General features: G+C 64.2%; 26 protein-coding genes. 10 read left to right on the top strand and 16 right to left on the bottom strand.

Features of this window, described 5'->3' with window-relative positions; genetic code table 11:
• Positions 1-7 precede the first annotated feature (7 nt).
• Positions 8-613 carry a thioredoxin family protein gene (locus NYR97_RS05650; protein WP_205393489.1) on the top strand — a complete coding sequence of 202 codons (606 nt, stop codon included), beginning with the start codon at positions 8-10 and terminating at the stop codon, positions 611-613.
• A 231-nt stretch (positions 614-844) separates the two neighbouring features.
• Here the strand turns inward: NYR97_RS05650 and NYR97_RS05645 are convergent, their stop codons facing one another.
• Positions 845-1,333 carry a MarR family winged helix-turn-helix transcriptional regulator gene (locus tag NYR97_RS05645; RefSeq protein ID WP_168959080.1) on the bottom strand — a complete coding sequence of 163 codons (489 nt, stop codon included), beginning with the start codon at positions 1,331-1,333 and terminating at the stop codon, positions 845-847.
• 122 nt (positions 1,334-1,455) lie between these two features.
• Between NYR97_RS05645 and hppD the strand changes: the two genes are divergently transcribed.
• From hppD to hmgA, 3 genes are all read left to right on the top strand, one after another.
• On the top strand, positions 1,456-2,571 hold the full coding sequence (hppD, locus tag NYR97_RS05640; RefSeq protein ID WP_316697032.1) for a 4-hydroxyphenylpyruvate dioxygenase: 1,116 nt from the start codon (positions 1,456-1,458) through the stop codon (positions 2,569-2,571).
• A gap of 284 nt (positions 2,572-2,855) precedes the next feature.
• The gene (locus NYR97_RS05635) at positions 2,856-3,248 is read left to right on the top strand and encodes an endonuclease domain-containing protein (protein WP_316697031.1); all 393 of its coding nucleotides are present in this window, start codon (positions 2,856-2,858) and stop codon (positions 3,246-3,248) included.
• A gap of 36 nt (positions 3,249-3,284) precedes the next feature.
• Complete coding sequence (hmgA, locus tag NYR97_RS05630; RefSeq protein ID WP_316697030.1) at positions 3,285-4,589, top strand: homogentisate 1,2-dioxygenase; 1,305 nt, start codon at positions 3,285-3,287, stop codon at positions 4,587-4,589.
• A 303-nt stretch (positions 4,590-4,892) separates the two neighbouring features.
• On the opposite strand, the gene NYR97_RS05625 is transcribed toward hmgA, so the two are convergent.
• Complete coding sequence (locus NYR97_RS05625; RefSeq protein ID WP_316697029.1) at positions 4,893-5,447, bottom strand: hypothetical protein; 555 nt, start codon at positions 5,445-5,447, stop codon at positions 4,893-4,895.
• 181 nt (positions 5,448-5,628) lie between these two features.
• Here NYR97_RS05625 and NYR97_RS05620 point away from each other — a divergent pair, with 181 nt between their 5' ends.
• Positions 5,629-6,255: a lectin gene (locus NYR97_RS05620; RefSeq protein WP_316698052.1), complete on the top strand. Its 627-nt coding sequence runs from the start codon at positions 5,629-5,631 to the stop codon at positions 6,253-6,255.
• Between the two features lie 75 nt (positions 6,256-6,330).
• Here the strand turns inward: NYR97_RS05620 and NYR97_RS05615 are convergent, their stop codons facing one another.
• Genes NYR97_RS05615 through NYR97_RS05590 form a run of 6 tightly spaced genes read right to left on the bottom strand, consistent with a single transcriptional unit; the run spans position 6,331 to position 12,274 of the window.
• A complete protein-coding gene (locus tag NYR97_RS05615) occupies positions 6,331-6,750 on the bottom strand; it encodes a Na+/H+ antiporter subunit G (protein ID WP_205393494.1) in 420 nt (139 codons plus the stop codon).
• Positions 6,747-7,031, bottom strand: coding sequence for a K+/H+ antiporter subunit F (locus NYR97_RS05610; RefSeq protein ID WP_023902357.1), 285 nt, complete (start codon positions 7,029-7,031; stop codon positions 6,747-6,749). The genes NYR97_RS05615 and NYR97_RS05610 overlap by 4 nt, the downstream gene beginning before the upstream one ends.
• Positions 7,028-7,534 (bottom strand): Na+/H+ antiporter subunit E, encoded by a 507-nt coding sequence (locus NYR97_RS05605; protein ID WP_205393495.1) that lies wholly within the window; start codon positions 7,532-7,534, stop codon positions 7,028-7,030. The genes NYR97_RS05610 and NYR97_RS05605 overlap by 4 nt, the downstream gene beginning before the upstream one ends.
• Positions 7,531-9,075 carry a monovalent cation/H+ antiporter subunit D gene (locus NYR97_RS05600; RefSeq protein ID WP_316697028.1) on the bottom strand — a complete coding sequence of 515 codons (1,545 nt, stop codon included), beginning with the start codon at positions 9,073-9,075 and terminating at the stop codon, positions 7,531-7,533. Before NYR97_RS05600 ends, NYR97_RS05605 begins: the two co-directional genes overlap by 4 nt.
• Positions 9,072-9,446 carry a Na+/H+ antiporter subunit C gene (locus tag NYR97_RS05595; RefSeq protein ID WP_006451720.1) on the bottom strand — a complete coding sequence of 125 codons (375 nt, stop codon included), beginning with the start codon at positions 9,444-9,446 and terminating at the stop codon, positions 9,072-9,074. The genes NYR97_RS05600 and NYR97_RS05595 overlap by 4 nt, the downstream gene beginning before the upstream one ends.
• Positions 9,446-12,274, bottom strand: coding sequence for a monovalent cation/H+ antiporter subunit A (locus tag NYR97_RS05590; protein WP_316697027.1), 2,829 nt, complete (start codon positions 12,272-12,274; stop codon positions 9,446-9,448). The genes NYR97_RS05595 and NYR97_RS05590 overlap by 1 nt, the downstream gene beginning before the upstream one ends.
• A 166-nt stretch (positions 12,275-12,440) precedes the next feature.
• On the opposite strand from NYR97_RS05590, the gene NYR97_RS05585 reads away from it, so the two are divergent.
• A complete protein-coding gene (locus NYR97_RS05585; protein WP_316697026.1) occupies positions 12,441-13,343 on the top strand; it encodes an NAD-dependent epimerase/dehydratase family protein in 903 nt (300 codons plus the stop codon).
• Between the two features lie 15 nt (positions 13,344-13,358).
• Here NYR97_RS05585 and NYR97_RS05580 read toward each other — a convergent pair whose 3' ends face one another.
• The 7 genes from NYR97_RS05580 to NYR97_RS05550 all read right to left on the bottom strand — a co-directional run bounded on the left by NYR97_RS05580 (position 13,359) and on the right by NYR97_RS05550 (position 20,576).
• Positions 13,359-13,844 (bottom strand): Mpo1 family 2-hydroxy fatty acid dioxygenase, encoded by a 486-nt coding sequence (locus NYR97_RS05580; RefSeq protein ID WP_115037386.1) that lies wholly within the window; start codon positions 13,842-13,844, stop codon positions 13,359-13,361.
• 99 nt (positions 13,845-13,943) lie between these two features.
• Positions 13,944-15,539, bottom strand: coding sequence for a M4 family metallopeptidase (locus NYR97_RS05575; RefSeq protein WP_316697025.1), 1,596 nt, complete (start codon positions 15,537-15,539; stop codon positions 13,944-13,946).
• Positions 15,540-15,970: 431 nt separating this feature from the next.
• Positions 15,971-17,701 (bottom strand): peptidoglycan-binding protein, encoded by a 1,731-nt coding sequence (locus NYR97_RS05570; protein ID WP_316697024.1) that lies wholly within the window; start codon positions 17,699-17,701, stop codon positions 15,971-15,973.
• Between the two features lie 112 nt (positions 17,702-17,813).
• Complete coding sequence (locus NYR97_RS05565; RefSeq protein ID WP_316697023.1) at positions 17,814-18,377, bottom strand: hypothetical protein; 564 nt, start codon at positions 18,375-18,377, stop codon at positions 17,814-17,816.
• 79 nt (positions 18,378-18,456) lie between these two features.
• A complete protein-coding gene (locus NYR97_RS05560) occupies positions 18,457-18,954 on the bottom strand; it encodes a hypothetical protein (protein WP_316697022.1) in 498 nt (165 codons plus the stop codon).
• Between the two features lie 303 nt (positions 18,955-19,257).
• Positions 19,258-19,563, bottom strand: a complete 306-nt coding sequence (locus NYR97_RS05555; protein WP_316697021.1) for a hypothetical protein — start codon at positions 19,561-19,563, stop codon at positions 19,258-19,260.
• A gap of 86 nt (positions 19,564-19,649) precedes the next feature.
• On the bottom strand, positions 19,650-20,576 hold the full coding sequence (locus NYR97_RS05550; RefSeq protein WP_316697020.1) for a phosphoribosylaminoimidazolesuccinocarboxamide synthase: 927 nt from the start codon (positions 20,574-20,576) through the stop codon (positions 19,650-19,652).
• 206 nt (positions 20,577-20,782) lie between these two features.
• Between NYR97_RS05550 and NYR97_RS05545 the strand changes: the two genes are divergently transcribed.
• Complete coding sequence (locus tag NYR97_RS05545; protein WP_006448472.1) at positions 20,783-21,112, top strand: J domain-containing protein; 330 nt, start codon at positions 20,783-20,785, stop codon at positions 21,110-21,112.
• A 132-nt stretch (positions 21,113-21,244) separates the two neighbouring features.
• Here the strand turns inward: NYR97_RS05545 and NYR97_RS05540 are convergent, their stop codons facing one another.
• Positions 21,245-22,084, bottom strand: a complete 840-nt coding sequence (locus NYR97_RS05540; protein ID WP_316697019.1) for an outer membrane protein — start codon at positions 22,082-22,084, stop codon at positions 21,245-21,247.
• Positions 22,085-22,228: 144 nt separating this feature from the next.
• On the opposite strand from NYR97_RS05540, the gene rpe reads away from it, so the two are divergent.
• From rpe to yegS, 3 genes are all read left to right on the top strand, one after another.
• Positions 22,229-22,900 (top strand): ribulose-phosphate 3-epimerase, encoded by a 672-nt coding sequence (gene rpe / locus NYR97_RS05535; RefSeq protein WP_104551395.1) that lies wholly within the window; start codon positions 22,229-22,231, stop codon positions 22,898-22,900.
• Positions 22,897-23,388 carry a GNAT family N-acetyltransferase gene (locus NYR97_RS05530; protein ID WP_316697018.1) on the top strand — a complete coding sequence of 164 codons (492 nt, stop codon included), beginning with the start codon at positions 22,897-22,899 and terminating at the stop codon, positions 23,386-23,388. Before rpe ends, NYR97_RS05530 begins: the two co-directional genes overlap by 4 nt.
• Positions 23,389-23,620: 232 nt before the next feature.
• Positions 23,621-24,550: a lipid kinase YegS gene (gene yegS, locus NYR97_RS05525; protein ID WP_316697017.1), complete on the top strand. Its 930-nt coding sequence runs from the start codon at positions 23,621-23,623 to the stop codon at positions 24,548-24,550.
• The last annotated feature ends 70 nt before the right edge of the window (positions 24,551-24,620 follow it).

Genomic DNA, 24,620 nt, shown 5'->3' with positions numbered 1-24,620 from the left:
AACCGCAATGCCGATGAAATCCACTGTCTGTGGCCCGCTGCTGGCGGGCATGTTGCTCACAAGCTTGCTGAGTGCCTGTGGGAAGCCCAGCGAGCAGCAGGAGGCGCCACGGCCGCTGGACACCTCGATGCAGAAGCCGCCCAGCGCCGATCCCAGCCAGCCGGTGTCTTCGGGCAATACGCCCACCGCTGCAGATATCGCCGCCGCCGCTGCGCTCAACGCGCAATACGACCCCTCACGCGATCCGGCCGCGGATCTGGAGACCGCCAAGGTCGAGGCCAAGCGCGGTGGCAAGCGCATCGTGCTCAACGTCGGCAACGCGGCCTGCGAGCCGTGCAAGGCGCTGGACGAGCTGATGGGTGGCGATGCCGAGCTACGCAGCTTCCGCGACGCGCACTTTGTGGTGGTCAAGGTCAATCGCGATGCGGCCAACGAGAACGCCGCGTTCCTGTCGCAGTTCGCCCAACTCAACGACTACCCGTCGCTGCTGGTGCTGGACAACGACGGCAAGCCGCTGACCCTGCAGTCCGGCCCGGAGCTGCGCAAGGGCGAGGGGTACGATCGCAAGAAGCTATTCGACTTCCTCAAGCAGTGGGCGCCGCCGCAGGCGTGATGCTCGCTGCAGCGTCATGCAAAACCCTGCGCTGCGGGTAGCGTTTTTCACTCAGGCCTCTGATCGAGTCTTGGCGACTCGGCGCAGTGTCCCAGCGCAATGAAAACGGCGCTTCCCCGCGAAGGAAAGCGCCGTTTTGTTGACCGAACCGCACGAACGCGCTGCATGGATTGTGAGTGGTCTGCGCCGAAACGCCGATCACCCGTATCGCCTCTCAATCGTGCGAGAGCCTCACTCCTTACCGGCCATCTTCGGCAGCCCATCCTTGGCCAGCCGGTCGATCAGCTTTTCCAGGATCTGCTGCTCCTCGGCGCTGAACACCGACATCAGCCGCTGCTCCATCTCGTTGACCAGCGGGGCGACGGTCTCGTACACCTGGCGCCCGGCCGGCGACAGTGCCAGCATCGAGCGGCGGCGGTCGTCGCCATGGGTTTCGCGGCGGATGAAGCCGCGCTCCAGCAGGCGCGCCACGGCGCGGCTCACTGCAACTTTATCCATCGCGGTGCGGTCAGAGACCTCGCTGGCCGAGGAACCCGGATACAGCGCCAGGATGGTGATCACCCGCCACTCGGGAATGGCCATCCCGTAACGATCGCCGTAGACCTTGGCGATGTTGCTGCTGATGCGGTTGGACAGCACGCTGAGGCGATACGGCAGGAACTGCTCGAGGTTGAGCAGCACAGGATGGTGCGGCGGAGTGGGGGCGTCGAGATCGCTCATGTTGCACTGTGTCTTGATTTTGGTTTCATTTGCAACTACAAACCTTGGGTGGCCTGCGCATTCTCGCGGGTCTTCTGCCACCCCGCATAGCCCTGCGGACGGCCTAGCGTGGAGAAACGACGATGAGCGCACAACCGAGCAGTACCGTAACCCGCCCGAACCTGGGCATGCAGGTCACCACCTTCGACAACCCGATGGGGATCGACGGGTTCGAATTCGTCGAATTCGCCGCCCCCGCCGGCCAGGCGGAACAGCTGCACGACTACTTCCGCAAGATGGGCTTCAGCCCGGTGCTGCGCCACCGCAGCCGCGCCATTACCGTCTATCGCCAGGGCGGGGTCAACTTCCTGCTCAACGAAGACCCCGATTCATTTGCCGCCGATTTCGCCGCTGCGCACGGCCCGAGCGCCTGCGGCTTTGCGATCCGCTTCCGCACCCCGGCGCAGACGGTGCTGCAGACCGTGCTGGGCAACGGCGGCGAAGCGGTGCAGGACAAGGCCGAAACGCGCGCAGTGCCGGCGCCGGTGGTCAAGGGCATCGGCGACTGCATGCTGTATCTGGTGGACCGCTATGGCGACGCGGGCAGCATCTACGACGCCGACTACGAGCCGATCGAAGGCGCCGACCAACACCCGGCCGGCTTCGGGCTGACCTTCATCGACCACCTGACCCACAACCTGTACTTCGGCAACATGCAGCGCTGGTCGGATTACTACGAGCGCCTGTTCAACTTCCGCGAGATCCGCTACTTCGACATCAAGGGCGCCAAGACCGGCCTGGTGTCCAAGGCGATGACCGCCCCGGACGGCATCGTGCGCATTCCGCTCAACGAGTCCTCCGACCCCAAGAGCCAGATCAACGAGTATCTGGACGCCTATCAGGGCGAAGGCATCCAGCACATCGCCTGCTTCACCGACGACATCTACACCAGCGTGGAAAAGATGCGCGAGGCAGGCGTGAGCTTTCTCGACACGCCGGACACCTATTTCGACGTGGTGGACCTGCGCATCCCCGACCACGGCGAAGATGTCGCACGCCTGCGTCGCAACAAGATCCTGATCGATGCGGATGTGGACACCAAGCAGCGCAAGTTGCTGCAGATCTTCACCACCAACTGCATCGGCCCGATCTTCTTCGAGATCATCCAGCGCAAGGGCAATGAGGGCTTTGGCGAGGGTAATTTCCAGGCGTTGTTCGAGAGCATCGAGCGCGATCAGATGAAGCGTGGGGTGCTGTAAGTCTGGGATTGGTGATTCGCAATTCGGGATTTATGGTTGGTGCTATTAACTGCGTCGGTGCGGGTTTGCAGTGGCATTCGTTGTGATGCCTAACGCCGCAGCTTGTTAAATCAGGCGGAGCTTTGGTATGGATCAGGCGAATTACACAGACAAGTCGCATGTAGCAGCCAATCGCGCGCGCGCCAAGCAACGCATGTGTCTGACAACACAGAGTGATGAAAACGTACGTTGCTGAAGCCCCTCTCCCCACGGGAGAGGGGTTGGGGTGAGGGTACGGTGGAACGATGAAAATCAAACCACCATTACCCACTGTTACGCGCACCCACGCACGTGCATTACGCAGTGAGATGACAGACGCAGAGCGCGCACTTTGGCGCTGTTTACGCAGCAATCAACTACAAGGTTTCAAGTTCAGACGTCAGCATCCGATTCCGCCGTACATCGCAGATTTTTGTTGTATCGATGCGGCGTTGGTTGTTGAGCTGGATGGATCGCAGCACCAAGCATCCAGCGATCAGGCAAGGACGCGGTGGCTGCAATCGAAGGGATGGACAGTGCTGCGCTTCTGGAACAACGATGTATTGCTTTCGCTGGATGCGGTGGTTGAGACGATCTGCAAGATGGTCGCTACACCGTACCCTCACCCCAACCCCTCTCCCGAGGGGAGAGGGGCTTAATTCCAGCCCCTGTGGGGGCACAGTCCGGACGCACCCATGCACAACGACCAGCGTTACATGACCGGTTTCGGCAATGAATTCGCCAGCGAGGCAGTAGTCGATACCTTGCCGGTGGGGCAGAACTCGCCGCAGCGTGTGGCGCACGGGTTGTATGCAGAACAGCTATCCGGCACGGCGTTCACCGCGCCGCGCGGCGAGAACCGGCGCAGCTGGCTGTATCGCATCCGTCCGGCGGCGGTGCATGGTGCGTTCTCGTTGATCGAGCAATCCACCTTCCACAATGACTTCGGTCGCGGTCCAGTGCCGCCGGATCAACTACGTTGGAGTCCATTGCCGTTGCCCTCCACGCCAACCGATTTTGTCGATGGTCTCTACACCATGGCCGGCAACGGCGGGCCGGAGGCGATATCCGGTGTCGCCGTGCATCTGTATGCGGCCAACGCCTCCATGCGCGATCGCTTCTTCTACGACGCCGATGGCGAATTGCTGCTGGTGCCGCAACTCGGCCGCCTGCGTATCCACACCGAGCTGGGCGTGCTGGAGCTGGAGCCGCAGCAGATCGGGGTGATACCGCGCGGTGTGCGGTTTCGTGTCGAGCTGCCCGATGGCGAAGCGCGCGGCTATGTCTGCGAAAACTTCGGCGCATTGCTGCGCCTGCCCGACCTGGGGCCGATCGGCTCGAACGGGCTGGCCAATGCGCGCGATTTCGAAACCCCGCATGCGGTCTTCGAACAACGCGAGGGCGCTTTCGAACTGGTGGCAAAGTTCCAAGGCCATCTATGGCGTGCCGACATCGGCCACTCCCCGCTGGATGTCGTCGCTTGGCACGGCAACTACGCGCCGTATCGCTACGATCTGCGCCGCTTCAACACCATCGGCTCGATCAGTTTCGATCACCCGGACCCTAGCATCTTTACCGTGCTGACCTCGCCCAGCGACACGCATGGCACCGCGAACATGGATTTTGCGATCTTCCCGCCGCGCTGGCTGGTGGCGCAACACACCTTCCGCCCGCCGTGGTTCCATCGCAATGTGGCCAGCGAGTTCATGGGCCTGGTGCACGGCGTCTACGACGCCAAGGCCGACGGCTTCGCGCCGGGTGGCGCGTCGCTGCACAACTGCATGAGCGGTCATGGCCCGGATGCGGCGACTTTCGACAAGGCCTCGCACGCCGATCTCACCCGCCCGGATGTGATCACCGAGACCATGGCTTTCATGTTCGAGACGCGTGCGGTGTTGCGTCCTACCGGGCAAGCGATGCAGGCAGCGCATCGGCAGGGCGATTATCAGCAGTGCTGGTCGGGCTTGCGTGCGGCGTTTCAGCTGCCGACCTCGGAATGATGCGATGTCAGAGGGGCTGATAAGACGCCGCGAGCGCTCGGCAGGCGGGTGCGGGCAGCGCGCACGACGCTTGTCGTCCCGGTCGCGCCGTCGCAGCACGCGCTGGACGGCGTTCCAATACGGCCAGTGGCGTGGCATCGTTCGCCTCGCTGGGCAAAACGGTGCGCACGAAGGGACGATGCCGCATCGAGCAATGACCGTGCCGGCTGGCGGTGAGCAGCAGTGGTGATATAGATCGCTTCAGGCCCACAGCTAGCCCAGGGTGGATATCAGGGCGCGCCGCTGCTGGATACCGCTGTTGGATCACGCCGCCTGCAACGTATCCGGCAGCAATTCGCCGATGCGTGCACGCACGCGTTCGGCATAGGTTGCCGAGGTGATCTGCGGCAGTTCGCGCAGCGCCTCGGCGATGGCGGCACCGATGGCTTCTTCCGCGCGCGCGGCCTGCAGCTGACGATGCAACGCGGCAGCGGCGGGATTGCGTTGCAGTTGCAGGATGTCGAGTAGATACAGCCGTGCATTGGTGGCCGCGCGACGCCGCTGACGCTGCAGGTCTTCTTCGATCTGCTGCGCATCCGTCGGTTGCACCGGCGCAGCGGACGTCGGCTCTGTCGCAGCGGACGTGCCGGACGCACTATCCGCGCCACCCGCACCTGCATCGGCTTCACCCAGCTGCAGATATCCCATCGCACACAAGGTCTGCACCAGCGTGGCGGCATCGCCGCCCAGCAACTGGGCCAGCGTCGCCAGGTCACGCTGGCCATCGGCCAGGATGAGGGTGCGCCGCTGCAACAACGTGAGGGGGCTGCGGTGCGACTGCAGCGCGGTGACAGCGAGTTCGGTCTTGCGTGGGGTCATGGCGGCAGTCCTGCGAAGCCGTCAGCGTGACCGCTGCGAATGAAGCGCCGATGACATCGGTACGACGCGATGGTCACACCGGCAATGGCCATCGCGTTCTGCACATCGCCGCGATGCGTGCTGTGTAGGCTGTCGCGGACCCGTAAGGAATGCACGCATGACATCCAGACTGCTTGGTTTGATGGGCGCACTGCTGTTGGTCAGTGGCTGCAATCGCGCCGACGACGCTTCTGCGAAGGCTGAGCCAGCCAGTGCGGAGCAGGTGCCCGTCGGCGCAGTCACCAACGATCAGCCACCTGGCGAGGTGCCGCCCGCCACCGCACCCGCTGGCGCGTTCCCGCCGCAACTGCGCCAGGACCCGGTCGCACTCGCACGTCTGGATGGCTATGGCGATCTGCGTCTGGGCATGGATGCGGCGCAGGCACGTGCTGCCTGGGGTGGCGACTTGCGCGGCGAGGCGGCCACCGATGGCGGCTGTTATCTGCTGCGGCCGCAGTGGGCCGACGACGCGCGCCGTTTCGGTTTCATGTTCGAGGGCGACTACTTCGTGCGCTACCAGACCAGCGAGCCCAAAGAGCTCGCGCCCGGTGGCGGCAAGGTCGGCATGACGGTGGCGCAGCTGCGCGCGCTGTATCCCGATGGCCTGACCGAGCAGCCGCACAAGTACGTCCCCGGCGCGCTCAGCTTGCGCTTTGCCGATGCGGCGGCAAAGTCGGCGCTGGTGTTCGAAACCGATGCCCAGGGCAGGGTGACCAACTGGCGGGTAGGACAGCTGCCGCAGGTGGATTATGTCGAAGGCTGTGGCTGAAGCGCGTGCCGGATCGCGTTCAAACGCCTGGTGCCGCTCAGTCGATCGCCGCCTTTCGAGGCCTAAGTTCAACGCCTAGTGCTGCTCCGACTCTGGCCCCAGATGCTGTTTCTCGGTTTCTTCGTTCTCGCCGACATCGCCCTGCACCTGCGGTAGTCCTTCTTCATGCATCTCGCCCTTGTTCGGCACTTCCGGGCGGTTTTCCATCATCAGCGACAGCGCCGCCTTGGCCATCATGTGCGCGCTGATCGGTGCGGTGATGAACAAAAAGACGGTGATCAGCAACTCGCGCGGTTGCGGGTCCACGCCTAAAAACAGGTGATAGCCCACCGATGCCAGCAGTACGCAGCCCACTCCCAAGGTGCTGGCCTTGGTCGGCGCATGCAGGCGCTTGAAAAAGTCCGACAGCTTCACCAGCCCGAGCGCGCCGATCAGGATGAAGAACGTGCCGACCAGCAGCAACGCGCTCAGCAGATATTCGGTCAGGGCGATCATTCGACGATGTCCCGGCGCAAGACATATTTACTGAGCACCACGGTGCTTCCGAAGCCCAGCATCGCAATCACCAGCGCGGCTTCGAAGTAGATCGGCGAATCCAGGTACATGCCCAGCAGCATCAGCTCGGCGATGGCGGTGATGGAGAGCGTGTCCAACGCAAGAATGCGATCGGGCACGGAAGGCCCGCGCAGCAATCGCCATAGCGCCATCAGCATAGCCAGACCCACCGCGTGCATGCAGATGACGATGGTCGATTCGATGAACATGTGGCCGGTCACGGAAAGATCTCCATCAGGGGCTTCTCGTAGCGGGTCTTGATCTCGGCGATCAACGCGTCCGGATCGTCCAGATGCAGCACGTGCACCAGCAGATACTTGCGGTCGTCCGAGAGCGCCGCCGACACCGTGCCGGGGGTGAGCGTGATCATGCTGGTCAGCGCGGCGATGCCATGGATGTTGGCGATATCCAGCGGCACCCAGATGAAACCGGGATGGATGCGCGACTCCGGGCCAAGCACCTGGCCGGCCACCTTGATGTTGGAGCGCACGATGTCGCCTGCGGCCACCAGCAGCATGCGTGGCACCGAACGCAACGAACCGATCTGCGCAAACTCGCGGTCCAGTCGAGCCGCGAAGATCGGCACCACCCAGCCCAGCAACAAGCCGAGCACCCACTGCTGCGGCCCGAAGCTGTCGCTGAGCAGCAACCAGAACACGAACACCATCACGCTCAATGGTGCTGACGGAAACATACGCCGCCGCAGCGGTGCGCGCGCGCTCATGGCTGCCTCCGTTGCGGTGTGGTGGCACGCACCTGTTCCACATACGCACCGGGGTCGCGCAGCTGCGCGCCGGCCGCATCGGTGTAACGCATCAACGGACCGGCGCCCACCGTCATCGCCACCAGGCCACTGAGCAGCAACACGGTGGCGGCGGTTTCCACCGGGCGCATGCGGCCACGCCGTTGCGGTTGCAGCTCCGGCGCATCTTCCACCGCTTCGGGTACGCGCCAGAACAGGCGCACGCCGGCACGCGTCAGGCCGATCACCACCAACAGGCTGCTGCCGAGGATCGCGGCCCACACCGGCGCGACCAGACCATCGGGCACATGCTGCAGCAACGCCGCCTTGGCCAGGAATCCGGATAACGGCGGCAAGCCGGCCACCGCCACTGCGGCGATCATGAACATCGTGCCGGGCATCCCACGCCGTGGCAGTGGCGCGACCACTTCCTTGCGATCGCTGGCACTGCCACGCCGCCGGCGGATCAGATCCGACACCATGAACAAGGCGGCGGCCACGAAGCTGCTATGCGGCAGGTAATACAGCCCCGCGCCCAAGGCGCCGGCATCGTCCAGCGAGAACGCGATGAACAAGGTTGCCGCCGAAAACACCACCAGATACGACACCATCACCCGCAGCCGCGATGCCGCCATCACCCCGATGGCGGCCATCACCAGCGTGGCGATACCCAGCCACAGCAGCGCGTGCCGACCGAAGCCCTGCAGTGCGCCGGCACCGGCGCCAAACCACAGCGACGACACCCGCAGCGTGGCATACAGCCCGACCTTGGTCATGATCGCGAACAACGCCGCCACCGCGGCCGGCGCACGCGAGTAGGTTTCCGGCAGCCACAGATACAACGGCAGCAACGCGGCCTTGCTGCAGAACACCAGCAGCAACAATCCCAATGCGGCCTTGGCCAGCGGCACATCCTGCGCCGGCAGCTCGGCGATACGTTGCGACAGCTCGGCCATGTTGAGCGTGCCGAACACCCCGAATAACAGGCCCAGCGCGACCAGGAACAAGGTCGACACACACACGTTGAACACCACGTAATGCAGGCCCACGCGCATCTGCAAGCCGCGCCCGCCGCTGAGCAACAGGCCGTAGGAGGCGATCAGCATCACTTCGAAGAACACGAACAGGTTGAAGATGTCGCCGGTCAGGAACGCACCGTTCAAGCCCATCAACTGGAACTGGAACAGTGCATGGAAATGCGGCGCGCGGCGGTCCCAGCCGGCACACGCATGCAGCAGGCAGGCCGAGCCCAGCATCAAGGTGGTCAACAGCATCCACGCCGACAGGCGATCGCCCATCAGCACGATGCCGATGCGTGCCGGCCAGTCGCCCAGCAGATACACCAGCACCTCGCCTTCGGCGGCGCGCGCAAACAGTGCGATCACGGACGCAGCCAGCAACACCATGCTCACCCACGCCACCGTGCGCTGCACGCGCGGCCCGTAGCGACGATGCTCGACAAACAGCGACGCAGACGCACCCAGCATCGGAATCAGGATCGGCAGGATCAGCAGATGATTCATCGCCGCGCCTCGCGCGTGTCCACACCGGTGGTGGCATCTTCGTGTGCATCCACATGATCGCTGCCGTTGTCGCTGCGGCTGCGGATCGCCAGCACCAGGCTCACCGCGGTCATCGCGAAGGCAATCACGATCGCAGTCAACACCAGCGCCTGCGGCAACGGATCGGTGTAGTGCATCAAATCGGCGGGCACGTCGTCGCGCAACACCGGCGCCTGACCGCTACGCACGCGCCCACCGGCGAAGATCAGCAGGTTGGTCGCATACGACAGGAAGGTCATCCCCAGGATCACATCGAAGCTGCGCGCGCGCAGCAGCAGGTAGATCGCCAATGCAGTGAGAACGCCGATCGCGCTTGCCAGTGCCAATTCCATCAATGCTGCTCCGCAGTGCGTGTCGAACGTTGGGTGGGGTCGATCTCGCCGCGCTGCGAACTGCGCGTGCGCGAAGGTTTGATCGTGCCCATCATCGACAGCATCAACATCGCCGCGCCGAACACCACCAGATACACGCCGATATCGAAACCCAGCGCGCTGGCCAGTTCCAGCTCACCCAATAGCGGCAACGGAATCTCCACATGCCCGCTGCTCAAGAACGGCATGCCGAACAGCAGCGAGCCCGCACCGCTGACCAGTGCGAACAACAGCCCGATGCCGATCAGGCGGATGTAATCGAAACCGAAGCGCGATTCCACCGAGGCGGTGCCCTGAATCACGTACTGCATCAGCAGCGGCACCGCCAGCACCAGGCCGGCGATGAAGCCGCCACCGGGCGCGTTATGCCCGCGCAGGAAAAGAAACAACGACACCGTCAGCGTGAGCGGGAACATGATCTGCGCCAGATCGGCGGGCACCGGCAACTTGATCGGCGGCCCCGGCATGCTGCGCTCCGGCGCCATGCGCGAGCGCCGCAGCAGGGCATGCACCACCAGCCCGGCAATGGCGAACACCGTGATCTCGCCGAAGGTGTCTAACCCGCGGAAATCCACCAGGATCACGTTGACCACGTTGTGGCCGTACGCTTCCGGCAGTGCACGCTGCAGCATTTCCCCTGCCACGGTGTGGCTGGGCTGTGTCATCAAGGTGTAGGCCAGGGCCGCAAGGCCGGCGCCACCGACAATCGCAAGGGCCGCATCGCGGATCTTGCGCAGGCGCGCAGGCTCGGGCAGCGAGCGCTCGGGCAGGTAATTCATCGCCAGCAGCATCAGCACCAGCGTCACCATCTCCACCAGCAACTGCGTCAAGGCAAGATCCGGTGCCGACAGGAACACGAAGGTCAGGCTGACCGCCAGGCCGGTGCCGCCCAGTACAAGCACCGCCAGCAGGCGCTGCTTGTACAGGAACAGGCTGCCCAGTGCGCAGGCGATCATCAGCAGCCATACCGTCCAGCCCAGCAGCGGCATCGGCGTGGGTGCAGGCCAGGCCGGCAGCGTGCCGCCCTGCAGGAACGGGACCAGCGCCACCACCACCGCACTCAACACCAGCAACATCAGCATGCGTTGCAGATTGCCGTTGGTGACCGCATCGGTCATGCGCGCGGTGGCGGCATACAGTGCGCGCAGATTCCAGTTGAACAGCGCTTTGCCCGGCGAGCGGTTCTGGATCGCATACAGGTCCAGCGTGCGGCGCAGCGCCATGTACAACAGCGTGCCACCCACCATGCCGGCGATGCTCATCGCCAATGGCCAGTTCCAGCCATGCCACAGGGCCAGGCTGTAGTCGGGCAACCTGTCGCCCAGGATCGCGCTTGCACCGGCGCGCAGCACCGGCGCGATCGTCCATGCCGGCACGATGCCCACCGCCACGCAGATCAACACCAGCACCTCCACCGGAATCTTCATCCAGCGCGGCGGCTCGTGCGGGGTGGTGTCCAGATCGCGTGGGCCCTGGCCGAAGAAGGTGTCGTGCACGAAGCGCAGGCTGTAGGCCACGCCGAGCAGGCCGGCCAGCAGCGCAGCGATGCTGGCCAACACGCGCATCGCCTGCGGCGCTTCGGTTTCCAGTGCGACGGCGAAAAACATTTCCTTCGACAGGAAGCCGTTGAGCAGCGGAACGCCGGCCATCGCCAACGAGGCGATGATCGCCAGCGCGCTGGTGAATGGCATCAGGCGGCGCAAATTGCCCAGCTTGCGCATGTCGCGCGTGCCGGTTTCGTGGTCGATGATGCCGGCGGCCATGAACAACGAGGCCTTGAACACCGCATGGTTGAGGATATGGAACACGCCGGCCACCACCGCCATCGGCGTGGACAGACCGAACAGCATCGTGATCAAGCCCAGATGCGAAATGGTCGAATACGCCAGCACGCCTTTGAGATCGTGCTGAAAGATCGCATGCCAGGCGCCCAGCAATAGCGTGATCGCACCGATGCTGGTGACCGTGTAGAAAAACAGGTCGGTGCCGGCCAGTGCCGGGTGCAGACGCGCCAGCAGGAACACCCCGGCTTTCACCATCGTGGCCGAGTGCAGATACGCCGAGACCGGCGTCGGCGCGGCCATCGCATGCGGCAGCCAGAAGTGGAACGGAAACTGCGCACTCTTGGTGAAGATGCCCAGCAGCACCAGGCCCAACGCATACGGATACAGCGGGCTGGCGCGAATGAGATCGCCGGCCGCCAGCACCGCATCCAGCTGAAAACTGCCGACGATGCGGCCGATCATCAAGATGCCGCCCAGCAACGCCAGGCCGCCACCGGCGGTCAGCACGAACGCCATGCGCGCACCCTCACGCGCGTCCTTGCGGTGCGACCAGAAGCCGATCAACAGGAACGAGCTGATGCTGGTGAGTTCCCAGAACACCATCAGCAACAACAGATTGCCCGACAACACCATGCCGAGCATCGCGCCCATGAACAGCATGAGATAGGCGAAAAAGCGCGAGGCGCTGTCGCGTGCGCTCAGGTAGTAATGCGCATACATCACCACCAGCGCACCGATGCCCAGCACCAGCAATGCGAACATCCATGCCAGGCCATCGAGCCGCAGCGAGAACAGCAAACCGATTTGCGGCAACCACGCATGTTCGCTGCGGATCACTTCACCACGCAGTACCGCCGGTGTCAGCATTGCCAGGATCAGCAGCCCGCCCAACGGCGCGGCCGCAGCCAACCACGCAGTGATCGAACGGGAGGTGCGCCAGAACAGCGCGGTGGCGGCCGCCATCACGAAGGGCAGCGCGAGCAGGATTTCCAACGAAAAAGGCATGCAGGGAACACAAGATTCGCGAGCAGGCCAGAGAGCTTAACAAAACGTTGACTGACGTCCGTGTCAACGTCGCCGCCGCACGCATGCGGAAATCGCCGCTGGATCGGCGTCGCATCGCTGCGTTGCACTCGCTATGCTGGGCTCACCCAGACTGCATCCGAGCCCTGTGACTGCCGCCAATCCCGCTCCGTCCACTGCTGTCTCTGCGCCACGCGCCCTGATGTTCGGCGGCAGCGGGCAGATTGGCGAACGCCTGCTGACGCGGTTATTGAGCCGTGGCTGGCAGGTCACGGCGTGGTCGCGGCAGCCGCGTGCGGCGCGTACCGGGTTGATCTGGCGGCAAGGCGATCTGGCTGTGCCGGCAGCGGCAGGCGAGGCGTTCGAGGTGATCTTCAGTTGCGGCCCGCTGGATCATTTCGCACGTTGGTATGCCGAAAATCCGGTGGTCGCCCCGCGCATTGTGGCGTTCGGTTCCACCAGCCTGGAGGTCAAGGAACATTCGATCGACGCGGCTGAGCGCGATGTGGCCCGGCGCCTGGCAAACGCCGAACAGGCGCTGTTTTCTGCAGCGCAGGCGCGCGGCGCAACCGCAACGGTGCTGCGCCCGACGTTGGTCTACGGCGCCGGGCGCGACCGCACGCTCACCCAGATCGCCAGCCTGGCGCAGCGCACCGGCGCGTTCGTGTTGCCGGCCAACGCCACCGGTTTACGTCAGCCGGTGCATGTGGACGATCTGGCCAGCGCCGCGCTGGCGGTAGTCGCCCAGCCGGCCACGCAGCAGCGCAGTTATGCGGTGGGCGGTGGCGAAGTGTTGGCCTACATGCAGATGGTGGAGCGCGTGCTGGCTGCGTTGCCACGACCGGCGCGGTTGTATCAGATGCCGCCGACGCTGTTCGGGTTGGCGCTGAGCGCTGCGCAACGGCTGGGCCGCCTGCGTGGCATGAATGCAGCGGCGTTGCAGCGCATGCGCGATGACCTGGTGTTCGATCTGGAGCCGGCGCGCCGCGATTTCGGTTACGCGCCGCGTGCGTTTCGTCCGTTGCCGGAAGAACTCGGCGTTCGCGAGTGAATTTGGTGCGTCGAGCTAGTAGCGCCAACCCAGCTGGCGATACACCTTGGCCAACACCCAGATCGGCCCGATCAGCAGATAGGTCAGATCGGTCAGAAAGCTCGGCTTGCGGCCTTCGATCTTGTGGCCCACGAACTGTGCGATCCAGGCCAGCACGAACACCGCCACGCCCAACGTGAACACGCCGCCCAGGCCAAGCTTGCTCTCGATCAAGCGGCACAGACAGCCGAAGAAGAAGAAGATGCCCAGCATGCCCAACCCCAGCGGGCGCGACAGCCGGTTGTAGTACGACCACACCGCGAACATCGACAGCGCCGCCCACACGCCGCTACTGAACCAGGTGCCGCCCACCGGGATGCACCACAGCAAGGCCACTACCGACCACAGGATCGCCGGCACTGCCAGCACATGGATCTGCTGGTTGGTGGCGTTTTGATGATCGTCGGAATAGCTGGCGAAATAGCGGTCGATCGGTCGCGCGGTCGTGGTGCGTTCGGTCATGTTCCCTCCCAGGAATGACCCAAGCATACGCGCGCGGATGGCGCTGTGGCAGCCGGGCACCTTGCCACGCGCCGGTCGCGTGGCAAGGGCCGGCATGCATCAGTTGACCGACACCGCGCTCCACGCTGCGGCAACCGCGCGGTATTGCGTGGAGGTGCTGCCATACAGATCGGTGGCCGCGCTCAACGTGGCCCTGCGTGCGGCCGCATAGTTGGTCGATGAGGTCATGTAGACCGTCAACGCGCGGTACCAGATGCGGCTGGCTGCGGCACGGCCGATCGACGTCAACGCGGTATTGCCGTTGCACACCAGCCCGGCCGGCGTCACGTTCCAGCTGGTGCCCGCACCAAAGCCGCTCGGCACCACCGCGCCCTCGGCCAGCAGATAGTAGAAATGGTTGGCCACCCCCGAGCTGTAGTGCACGTTGAGCGAGCCCAGGCTGCTGCTGTAGCAATCGGGCGAATCGCCATCCAGGCTGGGCTTGAACATGTAGCGCAACGCCAGCGTGCCGCTGCTGTTGCCGGGGACGATCTTTTCGCCGATCAGATAATTGCCCGGCTGCGCGCTGTTGTTGGCGGAGTACTCCACCATCGCGCCCATGATGTCGGAAGTGGCTTCGTTCAAACCGCCGGACTCGCCCGAGTACACCAACCGTGCGGTGCGGCTGGTCACGCCATGGGTCATCTCGTGGCCGGCCACATCCACCGAGACCAGCGGCGTGAAGGTGCTGCCGTCGCCATCGCCGAAGGTCATGCAGAAGCAGCTGTCCTGCCAGAATGCGTTGTTGTACCGGCTACCGTAATGCACCCGGCTGCGCGCACCCGCGCCATCGTTGGCGATGCCGTTGCGCGCATGGGCGGTACGGAAGTAGTCCCAGGTCAAGGCCACGCCGTAATGCGCATCCACCGCTGCCGTCACCGTATCGCTGTTGGCGCCGCTGCCCCAGGCGTTGTCGGCATCGGTGACCAGCGTGCCGTTGCCGGAGGTGCTGTTGCGCATGTTGTAAGTGGCACCGCTACCGCGGCTCAGATCGGTCAGCTCGTAACCGCTGCTGCAGCGCGTTGTCGATAATCCAACGTTGCCTGCATACAGCGAACGCCCGGCGCCGGTCGCGCTGGTGCCGCCACTGCACACGGTGTGCACCGTATCCCAGGAGTCGAGAATGCGTTGATTGACCGCATCGACGATGTAATGCATCTCGGTGGGCGTCTGGTCGGGCTTGATGCCGCTGTAGATCACTTCGTAGACCAGTCGCGGTGCACCCTGGCGGGCATACAGCGCCAGACTTGCGCGCGGTGCGGCATCTTGTTCCACATCGAACTGCGCACCGGCCGCGCGCATGGCCGTGTTGGCATCGATGCCCGGTACGATGGCCGGGCGCACGTTGGTGTCCATGGTCTGGCTCAACTGACGCATTACCCCGCGCCGCGAATGCACCACCACATCGCCGCCGATGACCGGCAAGCCCTGATAGGTGCGATCGAAGCGCACATGCTCGGTGCCATCGGCATCGACAATGCTGTCGCGCGCGACAAACGTATCGGCGGCTGCACGATTGGCCAACGCCGCAGCGTTGTTGCCCAACAACGATTGCGCGCGCGCTACCGCGGCATCGGCGGAAAGATCCGCAGCACTGGCGACGGCAGACAACGATAGCGCGCAGCAGATCGCTGCGCCCAACACATGGAATTGCATGACGACTCTCTCCCAGGAAACGTGCAATGCAAAGATCGGCGGCGACGAGCATCAGCCGATCGCGATGGCAGCAGGGTGCCGGCAGCCAACCTTGCACAGTCTGTGATAGCGCAGTAGTAAAAATTACAGTTGTGTCGCGTTCTGTGCGCCGCGCCACTTTGCGTTGTGGAGCGCATCGCAGACAGATGCAAGACACGCTGCATGATCGGCGCTCATCGCGCTGCAGACGTATATCGCAGCGCTGTTCTACAAGATCGCTGTTTCTACAAGAATGTGTCGGCGCCCAGTGACACGTGGTGCGCCAGGGAGCATGCAGTGGCGTTCGATTGCGGCATCGCTTTCAGTCGTGAGCGACGATGGCGATGTAGGGCGCGCGCACAAAAAAAGCCGGCCAGAAAACTGGCCGGCTTTTTTGATGCATTACTGCACCCTCAGCGGCCGCCGATGGCGACCTTGTGCTGCTCGTCCTGCGTCTGTTGCTGCTGCGTCTGGCCAGCCAGCAACTGCGCACTGGTCTGCTCCAGCGTGGGAGCGGGCTGATTCAGATCCACTGCCGCACGGAAGCCTGGCGTGGTTCCCATGACGAACGCCTTACCGTTTTGTACCGTGACGTCCTGCAGCTTGTCGGCAGAATCGATGCCGTTCTGCTTGGCCTGCAAGGTGACATGGGCCGCCGTCTCGTTGGAGATCATGCTTGGCAGCCTGCTGCGGATCGCGGTGTGCAGCGCATGGTCCGGATGCGAGGCATCGTTCAACGATGGGCCCTTCGGCGCGGCCTGCTGCGTCTGGCCTGCCTGCGTCTGGGCCTGCGCCGGCAACGCGGACAAGGCGGCCTGCGTATTGGGGCCCACCACGCCGTCGGGCTGCAGCCCATGCTGCTTCTGGAATGCGATCACCGCCTCACGCGTGTTGTCGCCGAAGCGGCTATCCTCGGCAAGCCGGTTCCCCTGCGCATCGCGCACGCCGAGTCGGTTGAGATCCTGCTGCATCTTGCCGACATCGGGATTGTGATCGCCCTGACGCAGCGTGCCGTTGCCAGCGTGTGTCGATGCTTGAGCCTGACGAGCGCCTGATTCCTGATGATGGCCTTGATTCCAGAACGTCTCCGGACTGGTCAGCTTGCCGTTGGCATCGCGCAGTTGGTAATGCACATGCTGTGCGTACTGGTTGGCACCGTTCGGGCCGCGTCCCCCCATCGTACCGATGGCATCGCCCGCAGACAGCGCCTGGCCTTCTTTGACCTTGAGCCCTTCCAGATGCAGGATCTCGTGCGAGTTGCCCTGCGCATCGCGAATCTTGACGGTGCCGTAGTTGCCACCGGCGAACGTGACGGTTCCCGCGACCGGAGAATGCACGGTCGGATGCTGCAGATTGCGACCAGCCTGGCCACCCTCGTAATTGAAGTCCGTACCGCCGTGCGGACCACGGCTGCCGCGGTGCTCGCCGTAATGGCCAGTGATATGCGGATCGGTACTGCCCCGGCCCGGCAGCATGCGTTCCATCGTCTGCTGGAAGTTACTGCGAGCGGCATGGCTGGGTTCGGCTGGGTGCGCCGCTGGCGCCGAGCGATCCACTGCGTTTCCCTGCGTCTGGGCGAGGCGCTGATCTACGAACTGGGTGTAATTGTCCAGGTGAGGGGCGATTTCGCGCCGGGATAGAGCAAGGCCACCATAATCTTTGCTGGGACCATCGTGGTGATACTTGTAAATGTAATCCTCGTCCTGGCCGCGGCTACGCGCGAGATCGCGGTTATCGATGAAATGTTGCACCAATGCCTGCGATTGCGTCTGCACATCGAAGCGGTTGGACGTGGTGACCCCGTAATGTGCACCGGTGCGATCAATAAATTGACCCAGACCCGAAGCAGACGTGGTCCCCGCAGCTGCGTCAGGATTGAAGCCCGATTCGACCCGGGCGATGGCTAGAACATAAGCGGTCTCACGCGATGAAAGCCCGGCATCCTGCGAGGCATCGATGAGGCTATCGATCACCCGCGATTGGGTCTGTGGACTGGCATCGCCCCAGCGACGCGATTCGCCGTGCAGTCGGCCATCTGCGCTGTCGATGGGCTCGCGATAATGGCTCCACGGTTTGATCCGGTCGCTGCTATACGCAGCGCCGCGTGGCTGAAGCATCTCGGTATAGATCGTGTTGTCGGTCATATCGTGCGTTCCTTTCTATGAGACAGATTCTTCCTTGTAACGGGTGCTGCTCCATGTACTGCGTACTACCTTCGCCATGCACCGGCATTAGCAGTGCATGAGCATCCTTTGCTCAGGGCTGGAAAGGCACCAGTTCCGGGTGCTTTAGTCCCAACTCTTCGAGCTTGTGTTCGTATTCGTCGTTATTCGGGCTCTGCTGGCCGTCCTGCTCGCGAAGCGGTGGTGCCGCGTGATTCAGCAACTGACCCTTTGCGTCATAGAGGAAGAACCATTCGCAGAACTCGCAACCATAGGGAAGCTCGCCATACTGGATGACGAAGTAATTGGTTCCCTTTCCGTCTTCGGCGCAGCCCAGCCCGACCGCCGTGTAGTCAACCATCTCTGCAGGCGGTGCCAATTCCTGGCGCTCGCCATTGCGCTCTATTTCCACGCGCGTTTTGGGGGAATCACCGCTTTTGGACGGTAGCGCGGTCAGGTGCAGACGCGCGCCAGAGCATTCCTTGATCATGTCATTCTGTCCCTGTTTAGCCGCTTCCATCGAAGCGGGGGAATGGGCGTTGGAAGTTGGTGCGACCGGTGCGCTGGCAGTGTTATCTGCGACGCCCTGCTTATCACCGCATGCGGCAAGCAAGAGTGTCAAACCGAGGGCGGGCAGGGTGGAGATAAAGCGTCGCATCAGTTCGCTTCCTTGGAGATAAGAGTGACAGGGCCAGTTATCTACACTTGCAGGAAAACGCTTCCGGTGGCCCATTGCTTCATAACGACTGGTCGTCCACCTTCACCAGTGTCCAGCAGGGCTGCTGGGCGAAGTGGTAGACCTGCTGGTCGCCGGTGTCCGGTGTGCGGACCAGCACCTGGCGGCCTTCAGCCTCCTCGGAGATCGTGATTTCGCGGCCGCCGTTGCGGGCCGCCTCCAGGTTGGGGATCACCGGCCACTCGACCTTGGCCAGCGGAACCGTGCGCGTCACCGGCGCAGGCTCGGGCTGCGCGTCCGGATCGAGCTGGATCATCGTCAGCGGATCGGCTGTGGCCTTTTCCTGTACTGCGATGTCCGCGCTGAAGCGTTTCAGGAAGGCGGGGAAGTCGGCATCGGAACAGCTTGTCGCCGGGGCGGGCGTTGTCGGGGCGGCGGCGGGCGTTGAGGCTGCAGGTGCGGCAGGCGTCGCAACGGTAGCTGGACCCGCCTGTTGAGTGCAGGCAGCAAGCGCCAGGCACAGTGCCAGGGCATGCAGGGAAATTCGGAAAAGGGCCAACGGATCCTCCTGATCGTATCGGGGGCAGCTAAAGCGCGGGCGCGATTCTATTCGTGTGCTGCTTGCAGATATGTGAAGGCTTGCGGCTTCACCGTTTGCACGAGCTGGCGGGCACCAGGCAGATCAATCGGCCTGGCTATCTGCTCGCCTGACCGTCGTGCCGAAGCCCTTGAAGAAGTGCGCTTGGTCATTTCGCTGTTCGTCCCGTTGCCCTCGGGCGCAAGCGTGTTTCAAAACGGCCGTCGATAATAACTAAGTGGCAGTAATTAAAGTCGTGAGTTTGCCGAGTTTGATTGCCAGCAACTAGATTCCGTTTGAAAACACGTCGAGCGCATTTGCACTCACCCACCCCTGCACGCAATCGCCGACATACTGACCTGGTGCGGCTGCATGGCAGGCATCACCGGCGGCAGGCGCCAAGCGTTTGATCGGCCTGTCGCCGTACTTCTCGCACAACGCATTGTTCTTGCATTTTGCGACACTGCTTGCAGGGATTGCGACGACATAATAGTAAAGCGGATTCTGCCCTGCGCGGCCGATGCCTTGTACGCAGACGAGTTGGCCCTGCGCCAGATTGGCGTTGGCGGCCGCATTGCTGCCGGTGGTCAAAACGCGTGCGCCAAGTAAGTCGCTTGGCGCTCAGGTCATCGCTGCAATGGTGCAACTTCAAAGCCCCGCAACCGGGGCTTCAAACATCAATCAACCGAAATACCCGCCAACCGCTGCAATGCTTCGGCATATTTCGCACGCGTGCGTTCGATCACTTCTGCCGGCAGGCTGGGGCCGGGTGCGGTCTTGCCCCAGTCCAGGGTCTCCAGATAATCGCGTACGAACTGCTTGTCGTAGCTGGGCGGGCTGGTGCCGAGTTCGTACTGGTCGGCCGGCCAGTAGCGCGAGGAGTCCGGGGTCAGCATCTCGTCCATGATGTACAGGCGGCCATCGGCGTCGGTGCCGAATTCGAACTTGGTGTCGGCCAGCAGAATGCCGCGTTCGGCGGCGAAATCGGCGGCGAATCGGTAAATGCGTAACGTGGCATCGCGCACGCGCTCGGCGAGCTCGGCACCCACCGTCTTGACCATCGCATCGAAGTCGATGTTTTCGTCGTGGTCGCCCACAGCGGCTTTGGTCGACGGGGTAAAGATCGGCTCGGGCAGTTTCTCGGCCTGGCGCAGGCCGTCGGGCAGTTCGATGCCGCTGATCTTGCCGGTGCGCTGGTAATCCTTCCAGCCGCTGCCGATCAGGTAGCCGCGTGCGATCGCTTCCACCGGCACCGGCTTGAGCTTGCGCGTGACCACTGCGCGCCTGGCATACAGCGCCGGGTCCACACCCTCGGGCAGTACCTGCTCCACGCGGATGTCGACCAGATGGTTGGGCATCAGATGATCGGTCTTGTGGAACCAGAAGTTGGAGACCTGACACAGCATCTCGCCCTTGCCGGGGATCGGGTCGGGCAGCACCACGTCGAACGCGGACAGGCGGTCGGTGGCCACCATCAGCAGATAGTCGCCCGGCGGCGCGTCGGCGGGCAGGCGCTCGCGGGGAATGTCGAAGACATCGCGGACCTTGCCACGGTGACGCAACGGCAGGCCGGGCAGATCGGATTGCAACAGCGTGGTCGACACAGGCACTCCTAAGGACGTCGCAATGACGCTGTCCCCGGGACCCGGCGGGCCCGCGGGTGGGCAGCGGGCCGCGTAGTGTACGGCGCTTCGGTGCGCGCCGCTGGATTTATTGGAGGCAACCGCGCGGCCGCGTGCAGGCCGTGTCAGCCAGGCCGGTCGGGCGTTCGGGTACTATCGCCAACCCGCCTCCCCGCCCCCGATCGCCCATGTCCTGGTACGGAAAACTGCTCGGTGCACTGGCCGGCGCCTTGCTGTTTCGCGGGGCACCGGTGGTGGGGCTGATGATCGGCCTGGCGATCGGCCACGCGGTGGACGCCGGTTGGTTCAAACGCCGCGCCGAAAACCCGTACGAAGCGCTGGGGCTGGAGCCGGACGCCACCACTGCCGAGATCGACCTGGCCTATCGCCGGCTGATGTCGCGCTACCATCCCGACAAGGTGGCCAATGCCGGCCCGGAGGCCCGCAGTCAGGCCGAAAAGAAGGCCAGCCAGATCAACGCCGCCTACGATCGCATCCAGCGGCTGCGCAAACGCTGATCGAACGCTGCGCATCTGGTCTCGCTGCGAGGCGATGCAGCGGCCTGCTCAGGAATCGAAGCAGAAAAATTCGCATAACAAAAACGCCTGACCATTGAGGCCAGGCGTCGTGCTCACTCACACACCCAAGACTCAGAAACGATAGGTCGCCGTCAACCGCACCGCATTGGCCGAGAAATCGGTATCGGTGCGGCGCAGATCGGTACCGGCCGGATTGACGCGCAGGAACGGGTTGGTCGCCGGTGCGGTGCCCGGCCCGACGCGCACGCGGGTGTCTTCGTCCTCCAGGCGGGTGAACAGGTATTCCACGCCCACCGAGACGTTGTCGCTCAACCGGCGCTGCAGGCCAACACCGGCCTGATAGCCGTCGGCGCTGTCGCCACCGCTGCCGGTGAAGCTGTTGGCGGTGTTGCTGCTGGAGAAGCTGTGGTCGAACTCGCCGCGTGCCACGCCGGCGGTGAAGTAGGCCAGAAAATCGCCCTGCTCGCCGAAGGCATACCCGATACGGCCACGCAGGGCGGCGGTGCGGTTGAGCTTGCGGGTGAAGGTGTAGAACGCCGGGGTGGTGCTGAAGGCGCTGACGCTGTCGCGCAGGTCGTTGCGGGTGTACTCGGCCACCACGCCGTAGACCCAGTTGCCGGCCTGCCAGTCATAACCGAGACGCGCGCCATATTCGGCACCGCCCTTGTCCTTGCTGCAGCCACTGGCCGGGGTGCGGCCGGCGGCGGCGCCACCGCAGAAGCCGGGCGAGAACGCATCGGCGCCGGTGGCGGTGCTGACCTGGTCGCCGTCGCGGCCATCCAGATTGGTGTCGAAGCCGAAGCGGCCGCCGGAGACGCCACTGACGTCGGCGCCGCCGACATTGGCGCCAATGGAGAAGCCGGACCAGTCGGCCGGGCCGGTTTGTGCCCAGGCGGACGGGGCGAGGGCCAACAGGACGATGGCAGCAGAAGCGAGCGGGGTGGTTTTCATGCGTTCTCCTTAATCGGGCGCAGCGCGCCAGTTCTGTGTGTACGCACGATGGCGGCGCACGGATGCAGGACGCTTTCATCCTGACGCTTTCATCCTGCGATCCCGGTTGCGAGAATGTGCGCTCCGTTACCTTCCGAGCTGCCCATGCAACCGACGGCGATCGCCCCGTCCATCCTGTCCGCCGATTTCGCCCGTCTTGGCGAAGAGGTGAACAACGTCCTGAAGGCCGGCGCCGACTGGGTGCACTTCGATGTGATGGACAACCACTATGTGCCCAACCTCACCATCGGCCCGATGGTGTGCCAGGCGCTGCGCAAACACGGCATCACCGCGCCGATCGACGTGCACTTGATGGTCGAGCCGGTGGACCGCATCGTGCCGGACTTCGCCGATGCCGGCGCCACCACCATCAGCTTTCATCCCGAAGCCAGCCGCCACGTGCACCGCACGATCCAGCTGATCAAGTCGCACGGCTGCCAGGCCGGGCTGGTGCTCAATCCGGCCACGCCGGTGGACATTCTGGACTGGGTGCTGCCGGAGCTGGATCTGGTGCTGGTGATGTCGGTCAACCCCGGCTTCGGCGGGCAGGCCTTCATTCCCTCGGCGTTGGACAAGCTGCGCGCGATCCGCAGCAAGATCGATGCGCTCGGCAAGCCGATCCGGCTGGAGATCGATGGCGGGGTCAAGGCCGACAACATCGGCGCGATCGCGGCCGCCGGTGCCGATACCTTCGTGGCCGGCTCGGCGATCTTCAATGCCCCCGACTATGCGCAGGTGATCGCGCAGATGCGTGCGGCGGTGGATGCGGTGCGATGAGCCAGGCCCCGCTGCAGATCCGCAGCGCCACGCCCGATGACGCCGCGCTGCTGCACGAACTGGTCACCGCACTGGCGGTGTACGAGCGCGAGCCCGATGCGGTCAAGGCCAGCCCGGAGGAGCTGCGCGCCAGCCTGTTCGGCGACGGCGCCACCGCGCATGCGCTGATCTGCGAGCAGGACGGGCAGGCGCTGGGATTTGCGGTGTATTTCTTCAATTACTCGACCTGGCTTGGCCGCAATGGCCTGTATCTGGAAGACCTGTTCGTGCGTCCGCAAGCGCGCGGGCAGGGCGCTGGCCTGGCGCTGCTGCGGCATCTGGCCCGGTTGGCCGTGCAGCGTGGCTGCGGGCGGTTCGAGTGGTCGGTGCTGGACTGGAACGCGCCGGCCATCGCGTTCTACCAGGCCGTCGGTGCGCGCCCGATGGAGGGCTGGACGGTGTACCGGCTCGACGGCGAGCGCCTGACGGCATTTGCCGCTGGTGCTTGAGCCAAATGCGGCGCGCACCAGCGGCGCATAAAAAAAGGCCGCTCCCATTGGAGCGGCCTTCAAGAAAATTGGAGGCTGATCCTGCCCCCGCCCGTCGTCCCTGCTATGGACTTCCATCCTCCGGGTCATCGATGACATGCCAATGACAGCCCGGTGGCAGTGCGTATTCACGATGCACGCAGCGGCCCGCTGCTAGCCTGCGCGCATCACTCCCACAGCATTGGCAGCGCGCATGGCCCCGTCCCACTGGCGTCTGATCCTCAACGGCAAGTCCACCGACAATCTGGACCTGCGTGAGGCGGTGGGAGCGCTGCGCAAGCGCGGCATCCAGCTCGATGTACGGGTCACCTGGGAAGAGGGCGATGCCGAGCGTTATGTCGGCGAAGCCGTCGCCGATGGCGTGCACACCGTGGTCGCCGCCGGTGGCGATGGCACCCTGAGCGAAGTGGCCGCCGCACTCGCCCATCACGACACCGATGCCGCCACGCTGCCTTCGCTGGGTCTGGTGCCGCTGGGCACCGCCAACGACTTCGCCACCGCCGCCAACATCCCGCTCGAGCCGCTCGACGCGCTGACGCTGATCGCCGAACGCCCGGCGCAACCGATCGACCTGCTGCGCATCGACGCCGAGCACGGCCCGCATTGGTGCGCCAACGTCGCCAGTGGCGGCTTCGGTACCCAGGTCACGGTGGAAACCGACGAGGGTTTGAAGAAGATGCTCGGCGGCCTGGCCTATCTGATTACCGGCATGTCGCGGCTGGGCCGGATCGACCCGATCAGCGCCCGCTTCAGCGGCCCGGATTTCAGCTGGGAGGGCGAGTTCATCGCACTCGGCCTGGGCAACGGGCGCCAGGCCGGTGGCGGCCAGGCGCTGTGCCCGGAAGCCTTGATCGACGATGGCCTGCTCGACGTCACCATCGTGCCCGCGCTCAATGGCGAAGTGGCCGCCACCCTCGGCACTCTGGTCACCGGCGGCAAACAGGCCGCACTGGAACGCGTCGCCGTGCGCGCCCGGCTGCCCTGGCTGGAGATGGTCTCGCACCAACCACTGACCTTGAATCTGGACGGCGAACCGGAAACCTCGCAGCATTTCCGCATCGAATGCGTGCCGGCGCGCTTGCGCATGCATTTGCCGGTGGAGTGCCCGCTGCGGAGCGCTTGAAGGCAGGAAATGGGGAAATCGGGAATCGGGAATCGGAAGAGCAGCGTCTCGTGCAGCGCTGCGCTTCGCC

Source organism: Xanthomonas hydrangeae (genome assembly GCF_032697525.1).
Lineage (GTDB): Bacteria > Pseudomonadota > Gammaproteobacteria > Xanthomonadales > Xanthomonadaceae > Xanthomonas > Xanthomonas hydrangeae.
Note: the sequence above shows the minus strand (reverse complement) of the source record. Positions and strands in the feature narration are given on the sequence as shown.